This is a genomic window from Nocardioides turkmenicus (genome assembly GCF_011045035.1).
Taxonomy (GTDB): Bacteria; Actinomycetota; Actinomycetes; order Propionibacteriales; family Nocardioidaceae; genus Nocardioides; species Nocardioides turkmenicus.
This window is the reverse complement of the sequence record NZ_JAALAA010000045.1, coordinates 1-5,230: the sequence shown is the minus strand read 5'-3', so window position 1 is coordinate 5,230 and position 5,230 is coordinate 1. Positions and strand designations below refer to the sequence as shown.

General features: G+C 69.6%; 2 protein-coding genes. Both read right to left on the bottom strand.

Annotation, left to right across the window (positions count from 1 at the left end; genetic code table 11):
• Window positions 1-235 precede the first annotated feature (235 nt).
• Window positions 236-4,741, bottom strand: a complete 4,506-nt coding sequence (locus tag G5C66_RS25505; protein WP_165114648.1) for an FtsK/SpoIIIE domain-containing protein — start codon at window positions 4,739-4,741, stop codon at window positions 236-238.
• Between the two features lie 65 nt (window positions 4,742-4,806).
• Window positions 4,807-5,230, bottom strand: a 424-nt coding sequence (locus G5C66_RS25500; protein WP_206444557.1) for an FHA domain-containing protein, incomplete at its 5' end; no start/stop codon positions are given.

The window sequence follows — 5,230 nt, the reverse complement described above, 5'->3', positions numbered from 1 at the left end:
GACGTAGCCCTGGCACTCATCCAGAGCGGACTCGATCGTGTCCTTACCCTGGTCGAGCTTGTCGGCGGTGCCGGTCATCTCGTCGTATGTTGCCCCGAAGTCACTCATCGATCATTGCCTTTCCCGCGATTTCCATTACAAGACGCCGGTCAGGGGCGCCGGTGGCCACCGTAGGCCACACTCTTCTCACCTGTGAAGGGTAAAAACCGGTTCGTTGCCCGATTTATGCAGACGTTCAGACAGAGCCCTCGGAGTCGCTCGCCAGCGGCATCTGCATGGTCACCGTGCGGCCGGCCTGGACGAAGATTCCGCGGCCCGCCGGGAAGTCGGTGCGCTTGAGCTTGCCGAACGGGACCTTGAACAGCGTGTCGCCGTCGTAGGTGTCCGGCTTGAGCACGATGCCCTGGCGAGCGGCCTTCCATTCACCCATGACGCCCGAGCCGCCGCCGGCCCGAGTGACGTCGGCGTCGCCGACGAAGAGGTGGTCGGAGTTGTTGATGGCCTGCAGCAGGGCCCGCATCGGGCGGTCGGCGGGACCGTCGGCCAGGTGGGTCATGTCCTCGGCGACGATCATGATGCGGCCGGGGAAGGACTCGTCGGCGACGATCTCGGCGAGCTCGGTGACGAGCGCCTTCTCGTCGTCGGGGCGGGTGGCGCTGCGTACCCACGGTCGGAAGTCGCCCAGGGTGGCGCGACGGCTGCCGAGGTGGAACAGCTTGACCTCGGGGTCGAAGCGCTCGACGGACTCGACGAGGGCCTTGAGAGCGTTCGTCTTTCCGGACTGCGGCGGGCCGGTGATGATGAACGAGCCGATCGGGTCGAAGCCGCGCGGGGACAGGGTGTCGTCGGCGATACCGAAGACGGGCTGGCCGTTGACCTGGGCCGGCATGGCACTGCTGGAGATCTTCGTCGGCAGGGCGCCGATCTCGCCGACCTCGGGAGCGCCCTGGGCGCGCAGCTGGCCGACGAGCTCGTCGAGGGCCTTGGTCTGCTCGGCGACGTTGGTCGTGCCGCCGAGCACGGCGAGCTGCACCTCGGCCTTGTCGACGACGGCACGGCCGGGCACCGACTGCTCGTTGAGTACGTCCTTGGGTGCTCCGACGAGGACGTACTGGCTCGGGTCGGAGAGCCGCATGACGACGCGGCGCGGGATGTTCGCGAAGACGGCCGTCGGGACGGACCCCGACCGGTCGGCGGTGATCACCGCGTGGATACCGAGCGGGCGGCCCTCGCCGAGGACCCGCATGAAGGACTGGTAGAACGGCGCGCGTCCGGCGGCGATCTCCCACTCCTTCTTGAACTCGGGGTAGTTGTCGATGAGCAGCAGGATGCGCGGCATCGAGGCGTCGGCGAGTTCACGGTATTCGCTGAGGTTCGCCGCGGAGGCCTTCGCGAACAGGTCCGAGCGACGGTCCATCTCCCGCTCGAGCGTACGCATCAGCCGCTGCAGACGCTCGGCGTCGTCGCCGTCGATGATCGAGCCGACGTGCGGGAGACGCTCGATCGCACCCAGCGCGCCGGAGGCGAAGTCGAGGCCGTAGACCTGGACCGTGCCGAGCTCCGGACGGGCGCCGGCCGCGGTCGCGATCGTCTTGAGCAGGGTCGACTTGCCCGACCCGGACGAGCCGAAGATGAGCAGCGAGCCGTCGCGGTCCGGGGTGAAGTAGATCGCGTTCTGCTGCTGCCGCTCCGGGAGGTCGGCGAGACCCAGCAGGATCTGGCCGTCGCCCTCGAGCGGGAGGTCACGCATGTCGACGACGGTCGCGAGGTCGTCGAGCCACGGACGCCGCGGCGCTGGCAGGCCGGCGGCGTCGGCGGCACGGATCAGTGTGGTCACGACACGCTTCTGGTCGTTCGGGCCGAGGTCCTCGTCGTGCGAGTCGCTCTCCGGCGGACGCTCCGGCTCCCACTCGGTGATCGAACCGAACTTGAGCTCGGCCACCTTCACGTCGGCGGTGACGACCTCGTCGTTGCGGGTCCAGCCACCGGCGTACGCGGACTGGAACGGGGTCAGGCGACCCGGACCGGTCTTCGCGATGCCGCGGCCGGGCAGGGACGGCGGGAAGGACGCGGCCACCGGGTCGTCGACGACGTCCTTGGAGTCGCTCTCGTCTGCCATCCGCAGGGCGACGCGGAGGTTGGTGTTGGCCCGCAGGTTGTCCTTGATGACGCCGGCCGGCCGCTGGGTCGCCATGATCAGGTGGATGCCGAGCGAACGGCCTCGCTGGGCGATGTCGACGACACCGTCGACGAACTCGGGGACCTCGCCGGCCAGCGCCGCGAACTCGTCGATGACCAGCACCAGCGCGGGCGGGCACTCCGGGTCCTGGCGCTTCTCCAGCTCGAGGAGGTCCTTGGCCTTCTTCCGGTTGAACAGGTGCTCGCGGTAGTGCAGCTCGGCGCGGAGCGAGGTCAGCGCGCGTCGCACCAGGTGAGGTGACAGGTCCGTCACCAGACCGACGCAGTGCGGCAGGTCGACACAGTCGGCGAAGGCCGAGCCGCCCTTGTAGTCGACGAAGAGGAAGGTCACCCGGTCGGGCGAGTGGGCCGAGGCGATACCGAGCACCCACGCCTGCAGGAACTCGGACTTACCGGCACCGGTGGTGCCGCCGACGAGGGCGTGCGGGCCCTGCGTACGCAGGTCCAGGGTCATCGCGTCCGAGGCGCCCTGGCCGATGATCGCACGGAGGTTTCCGGCCTTCTTCAGCCGCGGCCGCGGCCGGTCGGAGCGGTCGATGATCGAGTTGTTCTGCCGCCAGCGCTCGATGACCGAGTGGGGGTCCTCGGCGACCTCGTTGCCCACCAGAGACAGGAAGCCGACCGAGTTCGGCAGGTCGGAGGAGTCGTGTACGACGGTGCTGGCGTCCACGACCGGCGCGAGCCGCTTGGCGAACATGTCCATGTAGGCGTTGGAGACGCCCTCGACGGTGACGCCCTCGTAGAGGTCGCCGTTGCGGACCAGACCGACCGTGGCGTTCTCCAGGCCCTCGCTGACGTCCAGGTAGCTGCGGCACACCGCCGGCAGCGCCTCGACGGTGGACGACATGAAGACGGCGTGTACGCCGACATCGGCGCCGCGCTCGAGGACCTGCACCAGCCGGGCACGGTCCACCGGAGCGTCGTTGGTGACGAAGACGATGATGGAGACCTGCACCCGGGCGTTGGTCTCCTCGCCGGCCCGCGCGACGTCGGTGCCGTACTGCATCGGGTTCCACTTCTCGGGGAACGGGCCGCGGTGCTCCGCGGTCCTCCCGGCGCGCATGATGTATTCCTCCAGCGCGCTGAGCAGCGCGTTCGCCGTCGGCGCGGAGTCGGCCAGCGGCATGTCCTTGAACCGGTTGGTCTCCGAGGTGGTGTGCGGCAGCCACTTCAGCCACTCGAACTCCTCGACCCAGTCGGGGTCGGCGAAGGCGACGGTGACGACCTCGTTGGGTGCGTGCAGACCGAAGAGCTGCACCGCGATCCCGCGCATCGCATCGGCGGCCGGGCCAGCCGGACCGGCGACACCGACGGAGCCCACCGCGGGCAGCGACTCCAGCAGCGGAACGTCGTCGACGTACTTGTAGCGCTCCTTCAGCCGCTCGACGCGCTCGATGTACTCGGGCAGGCCGTTCTGGGTGTCGCGCTCCGCGATCGAGTTGCGCGAGAGCGCGCGGGTGGTGCCCAGGCGTACGGCCAGGAAGTTCCAGTGCTCAGGACGCCTGGTCCACAGCCGCGGACCGAGCTGCATCGCCTGCTCGAAGACCTCGGCGACCGCCGGGACCTCCTCGTTGCGGGCCAGCTCCTCCTCGGGCTTGCTGCGGTAGAAGATCTCTTCCAGCTTCTCGAACTGCCGCTCGAAGAGCTCGATCTCGTGGTCCTGCTTCGCGCCGGCCTGCCGGTGCTGGTTGATGTAGTTGCCGACCGCCATCATCGGGGTCATCACGACCAGCAGCAGCGCCCGGGCGCGCCCGGTCATCGCGTAGATCGACAGCGCCATGATCACCGGCGCGATCAGCACGAACCACGGGAACAGCTTCTTCTGCATCTCGGTCGGCATCCACGGCGGCGGGTGCTCGGTGCCGGGGTAGCGGACGTCGACCCGCGGGCTGCGGTTGAAGAGCAGGCCGCCACCACGCTCGAGGACCGGGTCCTCGACGGCGGAGAGGAAGTCGGCCGAGAGCTGCATGACCAGCGTGGTGCTGCCGATGACGACCGGCGTGTCCGGCGCCAGACGTACGCGGGAGACCTGGGTGCCGTCGACGACGACGCCGTTGGCCGAGTTGAGGTCGACCAGCTCGACCGAGCGGTCCACCTCGATGCGGGCGTGACGCTTGGAGACCATCGGGTCGGCCAGCACGATGTCGTTCTCGGGGCCGCGACCGATCGACGCGTGGCCCATGACCAGCGGGAAGGCCTGACCGCGTACGGGACCGTCGATCGCGCGAAGCACGCCGACGCTCTTGCGCCGCGAGCCGGTCGCCTCGTGGTCGGGACCCAGGTTGACCACGGCAGCGGCGAACCCGGACCCGATCGGGGCCTCACCGATGGGGATGTCGTGCTGGAGCGGCTCCATCCGCTCTGCGGTCGGCGGGGCCACCGCGAGGGTCAGGACGTCGTGCTCACCCGCGATGATCGAACGAGCCGGATCGGCGTCGGCGATGTGGCGAGCGACGTCACCGGCGGTGGCCGTGGAGTCGGCGGTGACGATCACATCCGCCGGCGCGACACCCGGCCGGTGCAGAGTGAGCTTGACCTTCATCCTTCGTTCCCCTCGTCAACGTCTGTGTCAGACCATGCAGTAAAGATCGGGCGGGCGGACCGCGGTCACCCGCGGCGCACCAGGGCGGAGCGGTCGCCGAACCGGATCATCGCGCCGACCGGGGCCAGCACCGGCTCCCAGGCCTTCAGCCGCCGGGTGGCACCGTCGTGGATCACCACGGTGCCGTTGGTCGAGCCGCGGTCGGTGACCTCGACGCCGTCACCGCTGGGCCGCAGCGAGAGGTGGGTCTTCGAGACCGACACGTCGATGATCGAGACCGTACGCGCCCCCAGAGTGTTCTCCGTGAGCGCGGGGTCGCGGCCGACCAGCACCAGGCCGGTCACCGGGATCCGCTCGCCGGAGTCGACCTTGAGCATGACCCCGCGAGGCTGCGCCGGCGCCGGAGGCTGCTGGCCGCCACCCGTCGTTGGAGCCGGCGTCGGAGCCGGCGTCGGGTGTGGGGCCGGGGTCGGGTGAGGCGTGGGGGTC